A 19,790-nucleotide genomic window follows, 5' to 3' on the forward strand; every position below is an offset into this window, starting at 1 on the left:
AATAATGGAATCACTGGTAGAACTCACTGATGTGAATAAGATATTTTTGACGGATGAAATTGAGACACACGCCCTGAGCAAGATTACGCTGAGCATTTCCAAAGGAGAATACGTGGCGATTTCCGGGCCATCAGGCTGCGGAAAATCAACGCTGTTATCGATTCTGGGGCTGCTGGATGTGGCTTCTACCGGCACCTATCAACTGGCCGGGCATAATGTAGAAAATATTTCTAAAAAGCAGCGTGCTCTGGTAAGAAATCGCGATATCGGCTTCATCTTCCAGTCATTTAATCTCATCAGCGATTTAACCATTGAGGAAAATGTTTCCCTGCCACTGACTTACCGTAAGGATATTTCTAAGACTGAACGGCAGCAGAGGGTGGCGGAGGCATTAGACAAGGTCAATATGTCCCACCGGGGACGGCATTATCCTTCACAGCTTTCCGGCGGACAGCAGCAGCGTGTAGCCGTTGCGCGGGCTATCGTGGGCAATCCTTCCATTATTCTGGCGGATGAACCGACAGGTAACCTGGATTCCCACAATGCCGAGGCGGTGCTGAATATACTCGATAAGTTGCATCAGGAAGGGGCCACGATTTGCATCGTAACCCATGACCCGCGTTCAGCCGAACGGGCGCAACGCAGCATTGTACTCTCGGACGGACAGGTCGTCGGAGACGGACATGTGGCACGGGAACTGACCCTGATAAAGGAAGCATAAAATGCTTTTTGATATCCGATATGCCTTACGTCTGCTACTCAAAAGTCCGTCATTTACCTTCATCACGGTGCTGATCATGTCCTGTGGTCTGGCACTGACGCTTTATATGTTTTCAGTGATTAATACCATCATGTTTACGCCACTTCCTTATCCGGACGGGAAAAACATGGTGTTAATTAACCCGACGGTCAATGGCGTCAGTCTGAGTGATTCCGGGGTCAACTTCCTCGACTACAAGGACATCAAGGCGCGCAATACCACGCTCAATGATGTCGGTTATTTTTATGCGGAACGTGCCGATATCAGTGACGGTACGAAAGCGGTTTCTTATATGGCGATCCGTAACACGCCGGGGATGTTTTCTTACGCTGGCGTCGAGCCCTATCGTGGCAGAGTGCTGAACAGTGAAGATGTCCAGCCCGGCGCGACGCCTGTTGCCGTCATCAGCTATGGCATGTGGCAAAACTACTTTGCTGCCGATGCACAGCTTATTGGCCGTGATGTGCTGATTAATGGCATACATACACGCATTGTGGGGATCATGCCCGCCAATTTTGCCTTTCCTTTCTTTCATGATCTCTGGCTGCCTTCTAAGCTGGATCCCTCACAGTATCTGGTCCGCAAAGGTGCGCCGGAAGTGTCGGTTTATGCGCGCCTGAAACCCGGTGTTCCGCTCGCTGACGCTGACCGTGACCTCGCTCAGGTGATGCAGTCGCTGGCCTCTGAGTATCCTGAAAGCAATAAAGGGCTATCGGCTCAGGTACTGACGTTCCAGGAAAATTTCATGGGTGAAGAGACCATGCCGATATTCATCGTCATGCTTTTTGCCGTCGCTTTTGTTCTTGTGCTGGCGTGTTGCAATGTCGGCAATTTGTTGCTGGCCAGAACCACAGAGCGTTCAAAAGAAATCGCTATCCGTGTCGCCCTGGGATCACCTTCCGGTCGTCTGGTCATGCAAATGATGTGGGAAAGCTTATTTATCTGCGCCTTCTCGGGCGTCATTGCCGTTCTGCTTGCCGCATGGGGACTGGAGATCACTAATACGTTACTTCCGACTTTCGTGCCGAACAAAATTCCGTTCTGGTGGCATTTGTCACTGGATAACGTCATGATCCTCAATGCATTAGTACTGGTCATCATGACCGCTGTCGTTACCAGTGCGTTACCTGCCTGGAAAATCACCCACGGTAATTTCAACGATGTGCTGCGTGACGGAACGCGGGGCGCACAAAGCCGCGGAGCTGGCAGGGTTTCCCGTATTCTGGTCACGTTTGAAGTCGGATTATCCTGTTCCATTTTGTGTATCAGTGCGTTGCTGGCGCTGCTGGTCTATCAGGCAACCCGGGCCGATTACGGGGTGGCGACGCAGGGCTATCTCACCGGCCAGATTAATCTCAATGCCAACCAGTATCCTGATGATGCGAGCCGGGTCCTGTTCTACCAGCGTCTGCAATCGTCCCTCAGCGGGATTCCTGGGGTTGAAAAAACGGCCATCACCACCAGTGCCGTCGGACAATTTACCGTTCCCCGTCAGGTGGATATCGATTCGGCGAGTAACAACAGCAAAGAGCGCTGGTCTTATCCTCTGGTTAATGATGTACAAGTGATGCCCGGAAGCCTGGTGGCAATGGGCATCACGCCGGTAGCCGGAAGGGAGTTTGCCAGCACTGACACGCAGGACTCGCAACCCGTTGTGGTGGTCAGCCAGTCGTTTGCGGAGCAGTTCTGGCCAGGTGAACGGGATGTGATCGGTAAACGTCTGCGTTTTCGTGATTCGGATGATCAGCGCTGGTTCACGGTTATCGGTGTGGTGCCCAACGTTATTCATGGCCGGCCTTTCAGCGCGTTTCGTCAGCGGGTCACGGTTTATCGCTCGCTGACGCAAATACCGGCGGCTTCATTAACGCTGGTGCTCGGGGCTCAGAATCCTGATACGTTAGGGCCTGCGCTTATCAATGCGGTACGCCAGATTGACAGCACGCTATCGGTCAATCAGGTGCAAACGCTAAATCAGCGTCTGGCCAGAAATACCGCCGGGCTGCATTTCATCGCCAACCTCTTTATGCTCTTTGGCGTTGTCGCGGTAATACTGGCCGCTACCGGTATTTATGCGGTGATGCGCAATGTGATAAATCAACGTATTCAGGAGATCGGCGTGCGTATGGCAATGGGGGCCACGGAAGGGGTTCTGTTGCGGATGCTGATGCTGCAGGGCAGTAAGCAATTAGGTATTGGGCTGATTATCGGGCTGCCTCTTGCCTTCTTTGTCGCACCCAAGCTGACGCGTATATTGGGCAACGGGCATACCTCCTTTGCACTGCTCTTCTGGGGCGTCGCCCTTATGATCTCTTTGATTGTGGCGTTAGCGGTCTGGTTGCCTTCCCGCCGTGCCATTCGTATGTCGCCTGCGGATGCCATTCGCTACGAATAATTTGTCGCCGCGCCTGACGGGTGCGGCGGCACAAGCCGGATGCTTTAATGAACGAAAAAAAACGAATTCTTGTTATTGATGATGACGCGGGCATTTTGACCAGCCTTGACATGCTGCTCCGTCTGGAAGGGTATGACGTGACGCTGGAAACGCAGGCTGACCGTTTATTGTCACATTTGTCCGCAAAGTCCTTTGATCTGGTGTTGATGGACATGAACTTTCAGAAAGACACCACGTCGGGTCTGGAAGGCTTGCAACTGCTGGAGGAGTTAAAGAAATTTGATGACTGCCTGCCTGCCGTGGCAATGACCGGTTGGGGAAGCGTTGATATCATCGTCAGCGCCATGCGGGCCGGCGCGGCGGATTTTATCCAAAAACCGTGGGATAACGAACGCCTGTTAAGCATTGTTCAGCAACAGATCGCATTGAGTCAGGCGAGACGCTCCGGGAATTGCCTGAGAGAAGAAAATAAGCTGCTGAAAATGGCGCTTGAAGATGACATGGGCAATGAATGGGTTGTCCGCTCTCAGGCCATGAAACAGTTGATCAACGTGGTTGAAACTGTGGCGGGTACGGATACCAGCATCCTGATCCTGGGTGAAAATGGCACCGGCAAAAGCCTGCTCGCCCGCTACATACATCAGTTATCCTCCCGCCGTGAGCACAGCATTGTTGAAGTCAACATGGGGTGCATCAATGAGCAGTTGTTTGAAAGTGAAATGTTCGGACATGTGAAAGGCGCGTTTACCGATGCGCGGGAAAACCGCATTGGCCGCTTTGAACTGGCCGATAAAGGCACATTATTCCTCGATGAAATTGGCAATTTGCCGTTGTCCCAGCAGGTAAAATTACTGCGCGTCCTGGAAGAGCGGCAGTTCGAACGCGTGGGTTCATCGCGGACACAAACCACCCAATGCCGGATCATTGCGGCCACCAATACAGATCTTGAAAAAGCCGTGGTGGAAGGAAGGTTCCGGCAGGATTTGCTTTACCGGCTGAATGTCATACAAATTCCGTTACCGCCGCTCCGTGAACGGCAGGAAGATATTGAGCCGCTGGCCGAACGTTTCCTGCAACGGTTTGCCCGCAAGTACAATAAACCTAAACCGATATTATCGGCGATGGCGCGGCAAGGGCTGCATGAATATTCATGGCCGGGCAATATCCGCGAACTGAGCCATCTGCTCGAGCGCGGTGTATTGCTTTGCCGCAATAATACGATCGACCTGGCGGATCTTTGCCTGCCACTGCCGGTGAAGGGGCAAAACACCGGTCACGCGTTACAGCAAAAGCCGGTGACACCACTCGAAACGGGCACGCTGGCAGAAGTGGAAGAAACGGTGCTTTTACAACGCCTGCGTCACTATGACGGAAATGCAGTGAAAGCGGCTGAATCGTTAGGGCTGAGTCGCAGCGCTTTTTACCGACGACTGGATAAATTAAAAATCTGTCATGAGTAAACTTTTTCGATCCTTTGAGTCACGTCATTTAATCCTGTGCAGTTTGTCCCCGCTCGGGGGCGTTGTTGCCTATTTGCTGCTGTGGTGTTTCCCGCAGCAGTCTTTGTACCTGAAATGTCTCACGCTCTTTATCCTGTGCGTCACCTTAGTGTATTTTTCCTATCACTTTTTCCAGCAGCTTCTCTATAAAATCAATGTGATTTCTAACCTGTTAGAAGCCGTTGAGCAGGAAGATTTTAGCCTTCGCGGCGTGACCAGCGGGGAAGGGGTGTTTGAAGGCGTCATTGAACAGATCAACGCGATTTCCGGTCAGTTATCACGCCACCGCCAGCAGCAAAGAGAAATGGATTTTCTGCTGCAAAAAGTGATTTCTAATATCACCGTGGCCATTTTCGCAATTGACGGTAATAACCGGCTGGTCTGGTGTAACGATGCGGCCTCGCGGATGCTGGGTACCTCGCTGGAAAAGCTGATCGGCGAGAAATCCAGCCACTGGCAACTTGATACGCTGTTGCAAAATGCGAACCGGGAACATCCGGTAGAGTCTCATCATGAAGGGCGTCCCGGTCGTTATAAAGTGTCCAGTGATACCTATATGGTTGACGGGATCCAAAACGTGTTGCTGTTTGTCAGTGACGTTGATGACATGCTGCGTCAGGAAGAACAAAAAGCCTGGCAAAATCTGCTGCGCGTGATCAGCCATGAAATAAACAATTCACTGAGCCCGATTGCCTCTATCAGCCAGATGCTCCAGCAGCACTATCGCCGCCATACAGAAAACCTGCCGGAGGGCTTTGCGGAAGGTATCGATCTTATCAACCGCCGGGCGAAAGAGCTTATCGCTTTTGTCAGCAGCTACCGCCAGTTGAGTAAGCTCGCGCCTCCTGTTAAAGCACCGCTTGATTTCGCCGCCCTGATTGCGGAACTGCCGCTGTTGTTCGCGCACCGTAAAATTACCCTGAAAGGCCCCGCGCCGCTGATAGTGGATGTCGACCGGGTGCAAATCCATCAGTTGCTCATCAACCTGATTAAAAATGCCGATGAGGCTATGAGCGATACCACGGCGCCGGTTTGCATTGAATGGTCAGAGGAAAAAGGGCGTCTGTTTGTGACTATTCTTGACCAAGGGGTCGGGCTGACCAACCCCAAAAATCTGTTTGTTCCTTTCTATACCACCAAACCTAACGGCAGTGGCATTGGATTGATTTTGTGCCGGCAAATCGCTGAAAGTCATGGCGGGTATCTGTCTCTGGAGAATCGCCATGACCGCACCGGTTGCCGTGTTACCCTCAATTTACCGCTGTGATCCCCTCCCTGAACTGAAGACCGGCGAAGGACTTTGCCTGATCCGTCACTTTGCGCCTTCGCTGTCGGGCAAACTGCTGCGACAGCAGGCGCAGTGCTGGCTGCGACAGGTGCTGACAAGCTGCTTACCGGTGACCGATACGCAGTTAATTATCGCAAGAACCCCTGAAGGTAAACCCTGGCTGCCTGATTTTCCTCAGTTGCGCTTTAACTTATCCCACAGTGGAACATCGGCGGCGATAGTGCTGTGTCGCGGGGTTGAGGTCGGGGTCGATCTGGAAAAAGTCAGCGGCAAAGTGGAGGTGAAAAAAGCCATCGCCCGCCGGTTTTTCCACCCTGATGAACAGCGCTGGCTGGCAGAAGATGAGGCCGATTACCTGCTGCGGTTTACCCGGTTGTGGAGTGTGAAGGAAGCGTGGCTCAAAGCGCGGGGAACCGGCCTTACGCAGCCGCTGGCCGGTTTTTGTGCCATCCCGCAACACTGCGGCATTACGCAGGTGTCCGGTGCGCATCAGGACGAAACCGGCCTGTTACATCACCGGCTGATTGAAGACGATGGCGTATATTGTCTGGCGTATGGCGCCTGTTCTGTGCAAAAAGACCTGCCGGTCAGATGGCAAGCCTTTGTTTATCAGGAAGAACTTAAGCCGTCATTACGCGCAGCCGGAATTTGAAATCTCGCTGGCAAACGAGCTGGCGGCACCGGTATCCACCTGTGCAGAGGCGCTGACGGAAACACGTGCGCCCGCCGCCAGCGTGCCCTGAATTTTGGGAATATGGCACAGCGAAGATTCCGCGCCCATGCTCATGCGCACGTTAGCCGATTCCGCCGTAAAATCCTGCGGCTTCTTGTTAAAACTCCCGCCCATGGCCAGATCCAGATTCAGCTCAGCCGTTTTGCCTTCCGCCAGGATTTCCGTGCCCATGCTGCCGGAAACGGCCAGTGTTTTAGGATCCACCGCACAGGCCGGCGCCGCTATTTTAACACCGGCTTTTCCTGCCAGGCTGTTCAGCGGGCCGCTGGTATACAGGGTGATATCCAGCGTATGCGAGATAAAACGATCATTTTCGGCGGCATCATTGACCAGCAATAACGCGTGACGGTTGTTGGTGACTTTCAATTTATTCAACGTGTCTTGTGAACCTGAAACCACCATAGACGGTGTCGCGACACACTTAATGGTGAGATTAATGCCCTGTCTGGCTTCTACTGCGCTAAAGGCTTCCAGGGGAAATGTTTTTTCTGCCGCGAAGGCAGAAGTGCTGGTGACACAGGCGAACAGGGTAAGCGTCAGGAGGGTCTTTTTCATCATAATTCCTTGATTTCATAATAATGTTGCAAGTGTATGAAGCGTTTCTTCTACACTTGATTGAGGCATTCCAAAATCCATCAGGCACGCAACTTCATCGATACCTTCCTGCCTGAGCCGGGCAAGCTGATCCGCGCATTCTTGTGCCGAACCAAATAAACCGCAGTGGTTGAGATATTTCTCCACTCCCCATTTCAGTGTGTAGGCTTGCTTCTTCTCATTTTGCTCCGCATCGGCGGCCGGTAATTGACTGAGATTGTCGGAAAGTGCCATAAACGCCCGCAGATATCCGGTGAGTGCCGGTCTGAGGCGTGGCAGCAGTCTCTTTCTTTCTTCTCCGGCCTGGGTGTGCAACATCAGGGTGACGGTGCCTTGCGCAGGATCAAAACCCGCCTGACGGCGCGCGAGGCGATAAACCGCGCAGTTTTCCACCAGTTGTTCGCGGGTCTGTGAAACCAGATGGGTGAGCACATTCAGCCCGCGTTTTCCGGCCTCAGTAAATAAATCCTGATTACTGCCAGTGGTCAGCCAGATGGGGATCTCTGTCTGAAAAGGCGCGGGCCAGGTTTGCACGGTGACCGGTTCGGGTTGCGCAGGCAGAGAAAGCTCGTGGCGCGTGAGGGATTCACCGCGCCACAGCGCCTGGATCTGCGCCAGTGAGGAAAAGAGGACCTGTTGCTTCTGGTGGTAATTCTCAGCCCGGAGCACAAAATCATTACGCTGCCAGCCGCTGGCAAATGCCACCCCGGCGCGGCCATGAGACAGGTTATCGACGATGGCCCACTCCTCGGCAACCCGCAGGGGATCATGCAATGGCAGCACCACGCTGCCTGCCCGGATACCGATACGTTGCGTGCAGGCCGCTAACGCCGCGCTGACGACCGAAGGATTGGCAAACATGCCGCCAAAGGTGTGGAAATGCCGCTCTGGCGTCCAGATAGCATGAAAATTCAGCGCATCCGCCAGCCGGGCGGTACTCAGCAATTGTTCGTATTTATCAGCAAAGTTGTCTCTGGCCACATCGGCAAAGCAGAACAGGCTGAGTGCCGGGATCTCACCGGATGTTGTCATACTGTTCAGCCTTGTGTGCGGACTCGAGAATGAAAGACACATCACCGCGCGGTATTACGTTAAGTGCAAAAAGCGGGGTGAGGGCGGCAGGGGATGTTGAAGGGGCGAGCGAGAACTGAAAATGTTCGCACAGCGTTGTGACCGCTGTGGTCAGTTGGTCAAGTGCCAGCGTCATGCCCACGCAGTTACGTTTACCCGCGCTGAAGGGCAGAAAATACTCCGGCGCAATTTTCGCCTCACCCAGAAACCGTTCCGGCCTGAAGCAAAGCGGTTCTGCCCAGCAGGCGGCATTACGATGAACCAGCCAGGGGGAAAATAGAACCCGCGTGCCAGCCGGAATATCAACGTCATCCACCACGATATTTTCTGCCACACGGCGCTCAAAAAATGCCGTCACGGGCGTCAGACGCAGCGATTCCCGAACAATGGCCGAGGCCATATTTCGTTTACCGTGAGCCGCTTCCTCACGCACGCAGTGCTGATAATTCAGGTGCTGAGAAAGGTGCGTCAGCGTCCATAACAAGGCAATACCCGTGTTATCGACGCTGGCGGCAAGATTGCCCAGCAGAAGACTGATCACTCTCTCACGCGCTTCGGGATGCGCGCCGGGGCTGAGTGCCTGACAAAGACGTTCCAGCATGGTGGCATTGCCGCCGCTGGTGGCATCCAGCAACGGCCCGATCAAAGACTCAGCTTCCAGCCGGAATGCCACCAGGGCTGGATGACGGCACAGCGCCTCGTAGTCCGAGGTCGGTGCAGCCAGAATGAGTTGCAGATAAATGTCACGGAAACGATCAATCAGCCTGTTCAGTTGTGCCAGACTGATCCCCGTACCAAAAAATCCTTCCGCCACACACATCAGCGCCCAGTGCAGGCAGATTTCACGCAATGACGTCTGCTGCGGATCCTGCAGAATGTCCAGCAGCCAGCGGGCGGACAGGTCGGTGCTTTGTTTTAGCAACGGGGATTTTGGATTCACCAGCGGTGTGGTGAGTTTCCTCGCCAGACGCCACTCCTCGCCTTCTTTGGATGTCGTCAGTGACTGGCCGAGCAAGATGCGTCCGATGGTTGAGGCGGAGGAAAGATGCTCAAACTCCTTCACGAACAGACTTTCCTGCTCAATCATCAAACGAACATGGCGGGCACCGCCAAGCAACAGCACCACATCGTTTTTTTCACCAATCCAGACCTTATCACCGTGCTGACGACAGGCCATTTCAGCGATTTTGAGAAAGCCGAGTTGGGCAAACTGCCCGGAAGGGGGAGTGAAAAAGGGAATGGCTTGTGCATTATCGGGCATCCTGAGGCTCCGCAGGTGTATCTGAGGTGATCATGGCGCTGCCCACCCAGCCGCCGAGCCCGACAGAAAGTAAAATGGCTGGCTGGCCGGTTTCGGCTGGCAGGTGAGTATCGAGCAGTAAAAGAGGATCGGTGGTGTAACAATGTCCGCATTGCCCGATGAGATCGGTGGCAATGCGCTGATGGGCGCGATCGGGATGTCGCCGCCAGGTTTGCCAACTGAGGCGGTTAATGTTGTGAGGCAGTAACCAGGCGTCTTTACGCTGTTGTGCAGGATACTGACGCAGTGCCATGTCGAGCAGAGGGTCATGAGACTGATAAAAACGCTTAATATCTTCCCGGCTGCCGTCGAGACCCTGCCAGAATTCGGGATGATGAAAACACTGAATGCCGGAAACCCTGCGCTCCCCACCGCCCGGCCTCAGCAAGGCACAGACAAAAGCATCGCCGATCAGAGTGCAGCCGGGAACATAGCGCTCTGCCAGATTGAAATCTGCCAGTGTGTCGCCCGCCAGCAGGGCTACACACTGGTATTTTCCCTGTTCAAGCATGCGTTCGGCCATCAGCAGCCCCCAGAATAACGTGGCACAATTTTGCTGATTAAGGGTGATGAGATGCGCGTCAGTGGCAATAAAATCAAAACGCTGTCGCAGCAGCGCTAAATCAACCCGCTGGCGTCGTGAACGGGCAGGCAGTCCTTGTACCAAAATAATTGCATCGATTTTTTCAGCCTTCATTAACTCTGCGGCCGTTTGCTCTAACAGCGATTCAAACGTTGCGGAGGCACTTTCGTCTTCCGCCAGCGTAGAGGCCTCCTGAAAACCGAAAAGGTGCCGGAAGGTCCGGGCTTCGCTGGCATTCGCCCCGCGATGGGCGAGGATCGTGTCAAGTGATATCCGTGTGGCAGGAATGCAACACTTCAGTGCAAAAATATTCATGTCAGTTTCCCTGCTGCCGCCAGACCACACAGGCTTATCTGTCCGTTGTGTTCGCTCATCAGCAGGTAATCACGTCCGGACTGCCAGCATTCACGCAGGGCGACAAAAGGCGCCGCGCACAGTAAGCGGGGATTGACCGCAAAAGACGTAAAGCCTTCAGGTAAATGGGTGAGACAATTTTGAGGGCCGATCAGCGTTAACCGTTCGCGGGTCAATCCGAAGTGCTCAACGGACTGCAAAATTGCCTCGCTAAAATCTGCGGACGTTTTCAGCCGCTGATACCCCAGATAACGTAATCCGCGCTGTTGCGTATTAACCAGACAGAGACAGGCATTGTTTTCCGGTTGCAGGCGCGCCATCAGCGGCGAAAAGTACATCAGGCTTTTTTGCTCTGCGATCAGCAATAATCCGTCTTCTGCTTTCCCGTGCAGGCAGTCGCTGAGGCCATCAAGGGCGAACAATGCGGCATCCGGTCCGCGATCGCTGATTGCCAGCGCCAGACAGTCGGCGAGACCGAGCTGATGTATTGCTAAATTCACCACAGAACTGCCCATGTGCAGGTCAGGCGTCCAGTGCGCCATCAGCACCGTTTTCACCCGCTGTGGCTGAACCACCCCGGCAAGATGGGGCAGTAACGTGGCTACCATATCGCTGAAGGCCGCCCGTTCATTGCTGGTGATCCAGGTGTTAACCTGTTCGTCTTCCACACTGAGCGTCTCACCGCTGGCGGCGAAAAAATGCTGAACATATGAACGCCAGTGTGGAATATCCGCTTCCCACTCTGGCTGAGGCACTTCAGTGTGATGGAATGACTGGCTGACAATATCGGCAGGATCAAGGTACAACATGACGTTGACCCCCCTGAATTTCTGGTACGCGGAAGCTGTTAAGTAAGTGGATATTGCTGGTGCCTTCCATATACTCAAAAGCAAAGCTGTCGCGGTAGCGCTTACGCAGGAAAGTTTCTTCCAGCCAGTCTTCTGTGGCGAGCCAGTGAGGCAGATGGCTTGCCGTCTCTTCGGCGAGACGGGTCGCGCTCAACTTGAGGCGGCTGGTTTGGGCATATTGCTGCTGACACGCGCGATAGCCTTCCGCCAGCGCGAGCATCTGCTGATAGAGAGCGTGATATTTACGCCACTGGCAGGCGACCCAACGGTGCGCGGCCGCCGGTAACGGTCGGGTTTCCAGCGCTTCCAGCAGACCGTAAGTGGTGCCCAGCGCCATGGCCGCCACCATCGGGCGATGGCGCTCAAAGACCTTGCTCAACGCACTCAGCCCCTGCTGCAACCCCCGGCGTTCATGCCCTAAAATATCGTCTTCCCTGACGCGCAGATTGGTCATCGTCAGACGTGTCAGTGCCGCGCCCGCTAATCCGAAGGTATCGAGCAGTTCACGCTGCAAACGCCCGGTTTCCCCTTCGGGAAACACCATCACCAGCCGGTGGGTCTGTTCATACCGGGCAAATACCAGGCCCGCGCTGGCGCGCATTGCGCCGCCGACCAGCATCTTTTGCCCGTTCAGCCACCATCCCTGACTGTTTTGCGTGAGTTCGCAGGCAATTGCCGTGGCGTCAGAGCCGACCTCCGGTTCGGTGACGGCGAAAAATGTCCAGGCGGGGCTGTGTTCAAAGCAGGAGAAAAAACGCGCCTGTTGCTGTTCAGTGCCGAGTGTCAGAATCGCGCGGGTGCTGAGGGAGGCGCCGGGCAACATCATCATGGCGCTGGCATCGGCTCGGCTCAAATACTCGATGATCTGTAAATGATGTGAATAATCCACGTCGGAGAAGGCCGCGGTTTCCCAGGGATTAAAACGGGACGGAATGCCGATACAGGCAATGCTCATCAGTTCCGGGTGATCAAAACAAGCCCGCGCCTGATCGGGTTTATATTCCGAAATCTCGCCAGCCGCGGAGAGCAGAGCCTGGAGTTCATTCAGTTGCGGATAGTATTGGGTAATATCAGCCATGAGGGAGTAACGCATCACATAAAGAACAAGTGAGTGTTAACTTAATCCTGCTTAATATCTGGAAATTGCTTCAAATTGCAAAATACTGGAATTTCATTACCGGCGGATAATTCCAGCAACAATGAAGAGAAGGTCGCGCCCATTCCCACACTCGCCAGCATCACAATATTATTGGGCGATAATCTTTTCTGACGAATTAACGTCGCTAAATTCAGATAGGGGTCAGCACCGAAACAATGACCATAGCGCGGTACGTTTTCCAGAAATATCTTTTGCCGTGGAATATTCAGTTCGTCCGCTAATTTCTGCCATGACGATAAATTGACATTATGCGGCGCAATCCAGGCCAGCGAACTGACAGTCTGTCCGAAATGTTCCAGGGCATTACGCATGGCGCTGGCGATAAATGAAAAATAAACGCTGGCAAAGCGTGATTCTTTACCTGATTCGTTGCCGCGATGCTGACTGAATTCGCCTGCCTGCATGCTGTATCGGGCAGTCACTTTGCAGCGCTCCCCGCTACGGCTGAGCAGAACGGCGCAGGCGGCTTCGCCCATAATGGTGGTATCGTCGATCAGTTCGACTTTGGGGTGAAAGGCCTTTTCGCCGACCAACAGCAAGGCGTATTCCCCGGCTTTAATCCGGCTGCAAACATACTCCACAGCTGACAATGACGTTGCACAATGCCCCATCGTCAGCGACGTGAAATGGGTGTCGTCAGCAAATCCGGCCTCATTGAGAAGGTTTTTTCCGGGACGGTCAAAAGGCCTGATGCCCGGCAGCGTATGGGTATGCACCACATGTTTGATGTGCGGAAGCAAATCAGCGTGATTGTCGGTGAACAGCGTTAACAACGGGCGTAACAGGTCATCAAGCGAACCCGGCTGGCGCGGGAAGTTTGCCAGCCCGTAAAAGCGGGAAAACATTCTGATATCCAGCGGGCTCAGTTGCAGCGCGGGCGCTACTTCCGCCAGCGATTTCCGCACTTCAGGAATGTAGACCGTCAGGGATTCAATGTGACCCAACATAGTGGCTCCTTTTAGGATCAGCGTTTGAAGTGCGGAGGAAGGCGTTTAATTCGTATTGTGTCCGCTGATGTGTCAGTACACCCAGATGGCCGGTATTTTCTATCAACGCCAGCTTGCTTCCGGGTAACTGACGGTGGATTTTCCGCGCATCAGCAGGCGTAATTTTAGTGTCCTGCTGACCATGCAGTATCAGTGCAGGAATGTCGCACGGCGCAAAAAGCGAGTCCGTTGCTGGCACTTCCATTGCCGGGTAGCGGGCCTGATACCACGCGCACAGCGGGGTAAGATACGTGTCAGGCAGATGATTCTGGCGCAAATAGTGTTGCAGCAGGCTGGTGAACGAGGCCGGCGCTGACATCAGCACCAGCCGGCTGAAGCGAAAGCCGAGAGACGCAGACAACGCGGTGATCAGCCCGCCAGCAGAATGGGCAACCACAGTATCGAAAGCGCCATAGGTTTTTTGCAGGGTGAGCAGTAACTGGCATTGTGCAGGAAAATCACAGGGTGCTGGCGTTTGCGGATCATGTCCGAGTAAAAATGGCAGATACACCTCATATCCCTGCGCCAGCAGAATATCTTTAGCCCGCGCCAGCATCAGGGGATGACCTCCCCAGCCATGCAGCAGAAGCGCTTTTTTTGCCGTCTGCGCCGGACCTTTGCTGATCAATACCCGGCTGCGCCAGGGCCCGCAATGCAGGGTTTGGGTTCTCATCAGCACGAGCTGTTGTACCTCTGAGGGACGCATCGGAAAAACAGCGGGCATGGACAGCTTATCTGTCAGCGAAAGCAGCAAATTATCCATTACCTTCTCAACGTCCGTGCGGAAAAAATCAGATAGTGCAATTCAGACTCCTGAGGCGTGGGGTCCTGATTCAGTCTCTGCAGCGGGTCGTAGAGATAAAGTAAACGGCATTCCTCCTGCATGAGGGTTTGAGCCAGCCGGTATGCTGCATCGGCGTCAAAACGGCCACTGCAAATCCCCCAGGCTTCGGAAAATCCGGGGCAGTGACACAGCAAACTTTGCAGCAAAGGGGTCGCACCGCGTGCGGCAGGATACCGGGAATCGTAGACCAGCACACTCTCCGAAGAGGCGAGGACATGATGCTGGCAAAGCGTGATGAGCGCTTTCGCATGCAGACGGTTTCCGCAATCCTCTTCAGGCCAGTGATGATACCAGTCGCCCGCCGGTGCGCCTTCTGGTGGCAGAAATTCTGACGCAATGAAATGCCGGCTGTCCGGCGTGACGGCCAGGCTGTGGGTGAGAACCGTTATCGTGCCCTGTCCGAGCAAGTTGACGGTTACAGACATGAGCTCACCTCTTGCGGGCGTGAATACCCCTGATTCAGACGATGGATCTGTCGCGTACCTTCGGTATATTCAAAGGCTTTCACATCCCGGAACGCCTGCCATAATGCGTTGGGCAGCGGCATATCTCCGGCCTGTGTACGATGAATCAGCCCGCAAATCAGCTCTTCCGCGAGGATGACACAATGGGTTTTCACCATGCCGGGATGATTTCCCGGCACAAGCTTATCTTCGGTTTGCTGACAAACCTGCAGTCCGTGGTGATATCCCGCCAGCCAGCGCCGTTCCATCTGTGACAACCAGGCAGACTGCTGAAGTGTCAGTTGCCGGTCGCGTTGCCATTCGTGTATTGCTCGTCGTGCAACACCCAGTGCAAGCGCGCCGACGCAAGGGCGCAGGGCATCGAACGTGGCGATGGCGGACTTTGCAAACCGTTCTGTCGGTTTCAGATGCCTGCCCAACATATCTGCGTGTGGGATGAACAGATCATCAAACTGCATGTGTGCAAGGTTGGTGCCCTTTAGCCCGTTTAACGCCAGCGCGTAACGGGAAATTTCTGCTGACTGCGGATTAAAAATAAAAGCATTTATGCCCAGAGGCCCGGGCGCTGTGCGGGCAAATATCACGCCGGTATCGGCAATCATACCGTTACCGATGAACATTTTTCTCCCGCAGAGCCGATAACCGCCCCTTACCGGCGACGCCGTGGTTTCCATGGCACCTGCATCGCTTCCCTGCGCCGGTTCAGTCATCGCGAAACAAGACCAGCTTAAGGTCTGCTGAAAGCGGTTAAAAAAAGCATCCTGCTGTTGTTCTGTCCCCAGCCCGGCGACGGCAAAGGCCGCCATGCCGGGGCCGGGAGCCGAAAACATGAGTATCGGGGAGATAAAGGCCACTTTTTCATACAGCCGGTAGCGCTCAGTTAAACTGATGTGTTGATAATCCTGAAGGTGTGGTTGATGTGACGGGTACTCAGCAGGCACGCCGAGGAGATTAAACGCCGGAGCCTGTGACCAGCGGGCCATAACCGCCCGCGTTTCGTCCGGAGACGCTATCTGGCGAAGTTGATCGGCAATCGCCTGCGCCTCTGCGCCCGGCGTGAAAAAATCCGGGTCTGAAGGATGATCGTAAAATGATTTCATAGCGGCCCCGACATGATTTCGATTATTCCGGCATCAGGATGATAAAGATGACTGGCGCGGTGATGATTATTAAAGGCATGAAACGGACGCGTTAATACCATCCAGCCAGCGGATTTCATGGTGTGATATTGCTGGTCAAAATTATCGACGACAAAACAAATATGATAAGGCAGGGATGATTTTCCTGATTTATCCAGCATGCTTTGCAGATGAATATTATCTGGCAATGGCTCAACAAGTTCGACCTGGTTATTTCCGTCTGCCGTGGTCAGCAAGGTAATAAATACTTTCTGAGCATTAATCTGTTCTTTATACCTGACGATCTCGGGGAAAAAGAGTCTAATAGCAGCGACGGTTGCATCGGTATCTGACACGACATAACCGGTATGATCGAAACGCATTATGGCTCCGTTAACCCTTTATAAAATAATATGATCTTCATCATCATGAAGATAAACAGATGCCGGGTATTTTCTCAGCAATTATCCTGGGTTTTTTACATGTGATTGCAGGATGTGCATTAAAAACTGTCAGAAGCCGGATGTTCACGTACGAGCTCCTGCCGGTCTATTTTGCCATGTAAGGTCATGGGGAAGTGTTGGCAGAAGACCCATTGTCTGGGGATCATGTACCCTGGTAATTGCCCGGACAAAAAGTGGCGTAAGGCTTGCCGCCGGAGCGCATTATCATCATGCAGTTGTACAAACAGTTGCAGATCGGTCACTTTCCCCTGATCTTCAACCGGCACCAGACAGCACTGGATCACATTGGCATTTCTGCACACTGCGGATTCTATTTCTGCCAGCTCAATGCGGTTGCCATGCAACTTAAACTGTCCGTCATCCCTGCCGCAAATAAACAGAGAATGGTTTTCGTCTACAAAACCGCGATCGCCGGTGGCGTAGTAGCGGCCATACTTATCCTCACCAAAGGCCTGATTGCGCGGGTGATTTTCCGGCAAATAGCCCTGTGAAACCTGCGGGCCATAAAGCCTGACTTCACCTACCGTAGTGACCGAAACGGGATGACCCGCAGCATCGACGATGCGAATACGGTTCAGCCCCTGCGGCCTGCCCAGCGGCAATAAACCTGCCTGATGTTGTAACGGTTTGGATAAAAGATGCGTATGTGTCACGCAGGTTGTCTCGGTCGGGCCATAAGCATGCATCACGTCAAGCTGCGGAAAGCGCGTCTGCAACCGGGAGATCAAACCCGGCGCAACCCGTTCACCGCCGATATAAAAACGTTTCAGACTGGGGAATTTAACATGGCTGAATAACGCGTCTTTAAGCATGAGCTCGGCAAAACTGGGGGTAGAGAACCAACTGGTGACGGCCACATCCGGCTCTCTTGTCATCAGTCTGATGTTTTGCCGTGGCAAAACATTATTGCAGTGATCCAACATCAGTACAGTCTGCCCGCGGCTGAGAACCGGAATGAGATCGAGTATCGCCATATCAAATGAAAAACAGGCGTGATTAATATGGCAGCCCGTGTCCGTACCGCCGGTGACTTGCGGCGCGAACCATTCGCTGAAAGCCGCAAAATTGTCATAGCTGACCTTAACGCCTTTGGGCTCACCGGTGCTGCCCGAGGTGGAAAGGATATAAAAAAGGGGTTGGATTAATGACGGTTCAGCCGGCAGCGTTGCAGGAGAAACATCTGCCAGTGACGCGCTGACGCACTGCGGCCATTGCTCCAGCCCGTCGAGGGATTGCGGCAGGGTGGTGATGATCACTTCCGTGCGCGTCATGCAGGCGATTCTTTCAATTCTCGACGTCGGATTTGCCTGATCCACAAAGGTAAAACAACAGCCTTTACTGATACAGGCCAGAATAGAGGCGACGGCATCAAGCTGTTTATGGCCGTAGATCAGCACATTGCGGCCTGCCAGTGGGGTTAAAAAGTGGGCGATGGCGGCTGTCCGCGCGCCCAGTTCCGCAAAACTGTAGGTGCCTTGCTGATTAATCAGCGCGATAGCGTCACTGCCGTTCCTGAGCCGGTCAAACAGCGGTCTGATTAGCGATAAAAACATATTTCTCCCCTTTATCCAGCGCCAGGTCACGCGCTGCGCTGCGGTCAAGTTTTCCGTTATGATTCAAAATAGTATGAGGAATGGCATACCAGTAACGCGGGATCGACCACGGCGGAAAATGCGCCTGCATGGCGTGTCCCAGCGTTGCAAGTGCACAGGAATCATTGAGGATCACGCAGGCCTGAAGGGCCTCTGCATTGCCTTTACGTAAGAAGGGCATTACCACGACATCTGAAACGAGATCCTGACTGCGCAGGAAATGCTCTATTTCATAGAGATCGATGCGGTGTCCCTGAATTTTGACTTCGCCATCTTCCCGCCCAAGAAAATAGTAATAATTTCCCTTCACCCGGCCGATATCGCCGGTCAGATAGGCGTTTTGCCCGGCATGGCGGATAAACTGCGTTTGCTGTTTCGCCGGCGCATTGAGATAGCCAGGGCCGACGCAGTCACCGCTGATTAACAACTCGCCCCGTCCGGTGTCATCCTGCTGCCCGTGCAGGCTGAGTTCCGAGCCAGGCCGGGCTGCGCCAATGGGCAGGGGCAGCAGGTCGCTGATCATTTCTTGCGTAATAAGCACTGAGCTCACCGCCACCGTGCATTCCGTCGGGCCATAGGTGTTTATGACTTCTGCATCGGGAAAGCGTATCCAAAGCCGTGTGACGATGTCTTTTGTCAGTGTTTCGCCGCAAAAAATAAACCGTCTGAGCAGAGGCAGTTGCGCGGCACTGAACGTAGGATCCAATAGATAAAGGCGGACAATCGAAGGCGTGGACACCCAGCAAACCACGCCGGTTCTGGCATGCTGCGCAATCATTTTGCGGGTGCTGATGAGTTCGCGGTGATCGAGCACTGACAGCGGTTGCAGGAAAACCCATGCTAACCAGATTTCAAATAAGGACACATCAAAGCAATAGCGAACATTACCGGTGATGGCTCCGCTCAGCGGGAAGTCTTCGCGGATCCAGTGAATGAAATTCAGCATATTGTGCAGGGTGATTTGGATCCCTTTCGGCTCACCGGTGGTCCCGGAAGAGAACATGATATAAGCCAGTGGCTCGCCGGATGTATCCTGCAAACGCTGGCGACTTTCCGTCAGCAGCGCATGCAACGTAGCATCCGTACAGGCAGGCGCGTTAATTTCCGCCGTGGTAATCACCCTGATCGCATTCATCTGAACCGGCGTCAACGTGGTATTCAACAGCAGATCTGCGCCGAGGGTGAGTGCAATTTTCTCCACGCGCTCCGGGCTGTTATCCGATTCAACAGGCACTACCGGGCAGCCGCAGAGCAGGCATGCCCACCAGGCGGCAATAAAATCGAAAGACTTATGCCCGTAAACCAGCACCGGTTTTACATGGCCGCCAGTGTTTGACTCGTGCTGGCGGATCTGCACGGCGAGATCTGCGGCACGCTGACTCAGCGCTGCATAATCGCAACGGTCTGTGCCATGGCACCAGGCAAGTTCCGGTCGGTGGCGGAAACGCATATAAACCGAGATAACCTCTGCCCATTGTTCCATTCAGGCAGCCTGGTTCGCGAGTTGCAATTGAATGAATCTCGATAAACTGCCCACCGTCTCAAAATGCTCAAATTCCAGCGTAGCCGGATCGAGGATCAGCCCGTCGATTTTCTCTTCAAGATACATAATCAGCTCGATATACAGCCCGCTTTCAAACCCTAAATCGCGTTCCAGATGTGTTTCTGCATGCAGTTCTGAGAGATGAGAGCTTTCAAGTACTAAGCCGATGGCTTCAATAATGGTTGAGGTAAACATGAT

General features: G+C 53.6%; 19 protein-coding genes. 5 read left to right on the forward strand and 14 right to left on the reverse strand.

Annotated elements, in window-relative coordinates; all coding sequences use genetic code 11:
* Positions 1 to 4 precede the first annotated feature (4 nt).
* Genes EC840_RS06905 through EC840_RS06925 form a run of 5 tightly spaced genes read left to right on the forward strand, consistent with a single transcriptional unit; the run spans position 5 to position 6,591 of the window.
* The gene (locus EC840_RS06905) at positions 5 to 721 is read left to right on the forward strand and encodes an ABC transporter ATP-binding protein (RefSeq protein WP_037033254.1); all 717 of its coding nucleotides are present in this window, start codon (positions 5 to 7) and stop codon (positions 719 to 721) included.
* A gap of 1 nt (position 722) precedes the next feature.
* Positions 723 to 3,152 carry an ABC transporter permease gene (locus tag EC840_RS06910; RefSeq protein ID WP_132964616.1) on the forward strand — a complete coding sequence of 810 codons (2,430 nt, stop codon included), beginning with the start codon at positions 723 to 725 and terminating at the stop codon, positions 3,150 to 3,152.
* Between the two features lie 47 nt (positions 3,153 to 3,199).
* On the forward strand, positions 3,200 to 4,612 hold the full coding sequence (locus tag EC840_RS06915; RefSeq protein WP_132964618.1) for a sigma-54 dependent transcriptional regulator: 1,413 nt from the start codon (positions 3,200 to 3,202) through the stop codon (positions 4,610 to 4,612).
* Complete coding sequence (locus tag EC840_RS06920; protein ID WP_129639586.1) at positions 4,605 to 5,918, forward strand: ATP-binding protein; 1,314 nt, start codon at positions 4,605 to 4,607, stop codon at positions 5,916 to 5,918. Before EC840_RS06915 ends, EC840_RS06920 begins: the two co-directional genes overlap by 8 nt.
* The gene (locus EC840_RS06925) at positions 5,875 to 6,591 is read left to right on the forward strand and encodes a 4'-phosphopantetheinyl transferase superfamily protein (protein WP_129639585.1); all 717 of its coding nucleotides are present in this window, start codon (positions 5,875 to 5,877) and stop codon (positions 6,589 to 6,591) included. The genes EC840_RS06920 and EC840_RS06925 overlap by 44 nt, the downstream gene beginning before the upstream one ends.
* Here the strand turns inward: EC840_RS06925 and EC840_RS06930 are convergent.
* From EC840_RS06930 to EC840_RS06995, 14 genes are all read right to left on the reverse strand, one after another.
* Positions 6,571 to 7,227, reverse strand: a complete 657-nt coding sequence (locus tag EC840_RS06930; RefSeq protein WP_132964620.1) for a DUF2807 domain-containing protein — start codon at positions 7,225 to 7,227, stop codon at positions 6,571 to 6,573. The genes EC840_RS06925 and EC840_RS06930 overlap by 21 nt on opposite strands.
* Before the next feature lie 15 nt (positions 7,228 to 7,242).
* Positions 7,243 to 8,298 (reverse strand): MupA/Atu3671 family FMN-dependent luciferase-like monooxygenase, encoded by a 1,056-nt coding sequence (locus EC840_RS06935; RefSeq protein WP_132964622.1) that lies wholly within the window; start codon positions 8,296 to 8,298, stop codon positions 7,243 to 7,245.
* Positions 8,282 to 9,598: a cytochrome P450 gene (locus EC840_RS06940; protein ID WP_129639582.1), complete on the reverse strand. Its 1,317-nt coding sequence runs from the start codon at positions 9,596 to 9,598 to the stop codon at positions 8,282 to 8,284. The genes EC840_RS06935 and EC840_RS06940 overlap by 17 nt, the downstream gene beginning before the upstream one ends.
* The gene (locus EC840_RS06945) at positions 9,588 to 10,535 is read right to left on the reverse strand and encodes a 3-oxoacyl-ACP synthase (RefSeq protein WP_129639581.1); all 948 of its coding nucleotides are present in this window, start codon (positions 10,533 to 10,535) and stop codon (positions 9,588 to 9,590) included. Before EC840_RS06945 ends, EC840_RS06940 begins: the two co-directional genes overlap by 11 nt.
* On the reverse strand, positions 10,532 to 11,383 hold the full coding sequence (locus EC840_RS06950) for a hypothetical protein (RefSeq protein WP_132964624.1): 852 nt from the start codon (positions 11,381 to 11,383) through the stop codon (positions 10,532 to 10,534). Before EC840_RS06950 ends, EC840_RS06945 begins: the two co-directional genes overlap by 4 nt.
* Complete coding sequence (locus EC840_RS06955; RefSeq protein WP_132964626.1) at positions 11,370 to 12,500, reverse strand: acyl-CoA dehydrogenase family protein; 1,131 nt, start codon at positions 12,498 to 12,500, stop codon at positions 11,370 to 11,372. The genes EC840_RS06950 and EC840_RS06955 overlap by 14 nt, the downstream gene beginning before the upstream one ends.
* A 41-nt stretch (positions 12,501 to 12,541) precedes the next feature.
* Positions 12,542 to 13,528, reverse strand: a complete 987-nt coding sequence (locus EC840_RS06960) for a 3-oxoacyl-[acyl-carrier-protein] synthase III C-terminal domain-containing protein (protein WP_129639578.1) — start codon at positions 13,526 to 13,528, stop codon at positions 12,542 to 12,544.
* Complete coding sequence (locus EC840_RS06965; RefSeq protein WP_129639577.1) at positions 13,512 to 14,330, reverse strand: alpha/beta fold hydrolase; 819 nt, start codon at positions 14,328 to 14,330, stop codon at positions 13,512 to 13,514. The genes EC840_RS06960 and EC840_RS06965 overlap by 17 nt, the downstream gene beginning before the upstream one ends.
* Positions 14,330 to 14,836: a hypothetical protein gene (locus tag EC840_RS06970; RefSeq protein ID WP_129639576.1), complete on the reverse strand. Its 507-nt coding sequence runs from the start codon at positions 14,834 to 14,836 to the stop codon at positions 14,330 to 14,332. Before EC840_RS06970 ends, EC840_RS06965 begins: the two co-directional genes overlap by 1 nt.
* A complete protein-coding gene (locus EC840_RS06975; RefSeq protein ID WP_132964628.1) occupies positions 14,827 to 15,975 on the reverse strand; it encodes an acyl-CoA dehydrogenase in 1,149 nt (382 codons plus the stop codon). Before EC840_RS06975 ends, EC840_RS06970 begins: the two co-directional genes overlap by 10 nt.
* Positions 15,972 to 16,376 (reverse strand): VOC family protein, encoded by a 405-nt coding sequence (locus EC840_RS06980; protein WP_129639574.1) that lies wholly within the window; start codon positions 16,374 to 16,376, stop codon positions 15,972 to 15,974. Before EC840_RS06980 ends, EC840_RS06975 begins: the two co-directional genes overlap by 4 nt.
* 119 nt (positions 16,377 to 16,495) lie before the next feature.
* A complete protein-coding gene (locus EC840_RS06985; RefSeq protein ID WP_129639573.1) occupies positions 16,496 to 18,010 on the reverse strand; it encodes an AMP-binding protein in 1,515 nt (504 codons plus the stop codon).
* Complete coding sequence (locus EC840_RS06990; protein WP_129639572.1) at positions 17,979 to 19,532, reverse strand: AMP-binding protein; 1,554 nt, start codon at positions 19,530 to 19,532, stop codon at positions 17,979 to 17,981. The genes EC840_RS06985 and EC840_RS06990 overlap by 32 nt, the downstream gene beginning before the upstream one ends.
* Positions 19,533 to 19,787 (reverse strand): phosphopantetheine-binding protein, encoded by a 255-nt coding sequence (locus EC840_RS06995; protein WP_129639571.1) that lies wholly within the window; start codon positions 19,785 to 19,787, stop codon positions 19,533 to 19,535. It lies immediately after the preceding gene.
* Positions 19,788 to 19,790: the final 3 nt, after the last annotated feature.

This window comes from Rahnella sp. JUb53, from assembly GCF_004346065.1.
Lineage (GTDB): Bacteria > Pseudomonadota > Gammaproteobacteria > Enterobacterales > Enterobacteriaceae > Rahnella > Rahnella variigena.